The organism is Actinotalea sp., from assembly GCF_041597215.1.
Classification (GTDB): Bacteria; Actinomycetota; Actinomycetes; order Actinomycetales; family Cellulomonadaceae; genus Actinotalea.
The window spans coordinates 1-1,969 of the sequence record NZ_JBFHHB010000353.1; the positions used below are offsets into that span (position 1 = coordinate 1).

At 73.7% G+C, this 1,969-nt stretch carries 3 protein-coding genes; 2 read left to right on the forward strand and 1 reads right to left on the reverse strand.

What is annotated here, in order from left to right; translation table 11 throughout:
• Positions 1 to 230 precede the first annotated feature (230 nt).
• Together tadA and ABWK99_RS15930 are read left to right on the forward strand one after the other, a co-directional pair.
• Entirely contained in the window at positions 231 to 668 is a 438-nt protein-coding gene (gene tadA / locus ABWK99_RS15925; protein ID WP_372595662.1) for a tRNA adenosine(34) deaminase TadA, read from the forward strand.
• Positions 669 to 792: 124 nt separating this feature from the next.
• On the forward strand, positions 793 to 1,164 hold the full coding sequence (locus tag ABWK99_RS15930; RefSeq protein ID WP_372595660.1) for a carboxymuconolactone decarboxylase family protein: 372 nt from the start codon (positions 793 to 795) through the stop codon (positions 1,162 to 1,164).
• 46 nt (positions 1,165 to 1,210) lie between these two features.
• Here the strand turns inward: ABWK99_RS15930 and ABWK99_RS15935 are convergent.
• The coding region (locus ABWK99_RS15935) for a Sir2 family NAD-dependent protein deacetylase (protein ID WP_372595661.1) at positions 1,211 to 1,969 on the reverse strand (759 nt) is incomplete at its 5' end.

Genomic DNA, 1,969 nt, shown 5'->3' on the forward strand with positions numbered 1-1,969 from the left:
GCTGCGCGGCTCGGCTGCGCGGCTCGGCGTCGCGGTTCGGCGGGGCACGGGGGTGGGGTGGCGGCGGTCGGGCGGGAGTGTGAAGGCTTTGCCCCGCCGGGCGACGCCAGGCCTTCACGCTTCGGCTGCGCGGCTTAGCTGCGCGGCTCGGCTACGCGGCTCGGCCGCGCGGCTCGGCGGGGCGCGGGGGTGGGGTCTGGGAGAGTGGGCGGGTGCGGTGGGACGAGGTCATGCGGACGGCGATCGACGAGGCGCGGCTCGCCGTGTCCAGCGGGGACGTCCCCATCGGGGCCCTCGTGATCGACGCCGACGGACGCATCGTCGGGCGAGGGCACAACCGTCGCGAGGAGACCGGCGACCCGACGGCGCATGCCGAGGTCCTGGCGTTGCGGGAGGCGGCCGCACGGCTCGGCACCTGGCGGCTGGAGGGGTGCACGCTCGTAGTGACCCTGGAGCCCTGCGCGATGTGCGCCGGGGCGATCGTGCTCGCCCGGGTGCCGCGGCTCGTGCTCGGGGCCTGGGACCCGAAGGCCGGGGCGACCGGGTCCGTGCACGACCTGGTCCGTGACCGCCGGCTCAACCATCGGGTCGAGGTGGTCGGCGGAGTGCTCGAGGAGGAGTGCGGGGCGCTGATCCGCGAGTTCTTCGCCGAGCACCGGGAGGGCTGAGGCGGCGCACGTCGCCGGCTCAGGCGAGTCGGTTCAGGCGAGTCGGCGCAGGAGCGTCGGCGCAGGCGAGTCGGCGGGGACCATCGGCCTGTGTGACAGATACCCCCGGGGGTATTGTGGGTGCATGAGCGAACATGTGCACGGCAAGGCCGTCCTCGACGAGCTGAACCCCCTGACCCGCAACCTGCGCCAGGCGATCCCCGACGTCTACGCCGGGTTCCGCGAGCTGCACCACGCCTCCTTCGCCCCCGGGCAGGCGCTGGACACCCGGATGAAGGAGCTCATCGCCGTCGCCATCTCCGTGATCGACGAGTGCGACGGGTGCGTGGCCTCCCACACCCGGGCCGCCGTCCGCGCGGGCGCGACCAAGCAGGAGTGCGCGGACGCGCTCGCGGTGACCTTCCTCATGGGCGGCGGGCCGGCGAGCGTGTACGCCCCGCGCGCCTACGCGGCGTTCTGCGAGTTCTACGACGCGGAGCATCCCGCTGAGGGCTGAGGGCTGAGGGCTGAGGGCTGAGGGCTGAGGGCTGAGGGCTCAGGGCTCAGCGGCCCAGCGCAGCGTCCAGAGCGAGCAGGGTCGGCGTGGTCCCGGCGTCGATCCGCACCGTCGCGAGGTCGTCGCCCCGGGTCGCGCCCCGGTTGACCAGGACCACCGGCCGGTCGGTCCTGGCGGCGTGCTTGACGAAGCGCAGGCCCGACATGACCGTCAGCGAGGTCCCGGCGACGAGCAGCGCATCGGCCTCGTCGACCAGTGCGAAGGCCCGTGCCACCCGGTCCTTGGGGACGCTCTCGCCGAAGTAGACGATGTCCGGCTTGAGCATCCCTCCGCAGCGCTCGCAGTCGGCGACGACGAAGCCCTCGGTCGAGGCGATCACGGCATCGGCGTCCGGTGCGATCTCGACGTCGGCCACGGTTCCGGCGGCCTCTGCGACGCCGGGGTTGAGCTCCTCCAGTCGCAGCGCGAGGGCGTCGCGCGTGGACCTGGCCCCGCAGGCGAGGCACACGATGTCCGCGTAGGTCCCGTGCAGGTCGACGACCTGGCGGCTGCCCGCTCGGCGGTGCAGCCGATCGACGTTCTGCGTGATGACACCGGTGAGCAGTCCGCGCTCCTCCATCCGGGCGAGCGCCTCGTGCCCGGCGTTCGGTGCGGTGCGGTGCACGTGCCGCCAGCCGACGTGGTTGCGGGCCCAGTAGGTGCGCCGGAACGCGGAGTCGGAGACGAACTGCTGGTACGTCATGGGGGTGCGCGGCGGGGAGTCCGGGCCCCGGTAGTCGGGGATCCCGGAGTCGGTCGAGAGCCC

Coding starts and splice junctions, on each gene's coding strand:
- tadA (WP_372595662.1), top strand. CDS start 231: ATGCGGACGGCGATCGACGAGGCGCGGCTCGCCGTGTCCAGCGGGGAC.
- ABWK99_RS15930 (WP_372595660.1), top strand. CDS start 793: ATGAGCGAACATGTGCACGGCAAGGCCGTCCTCGACGAGCTGAACCCC.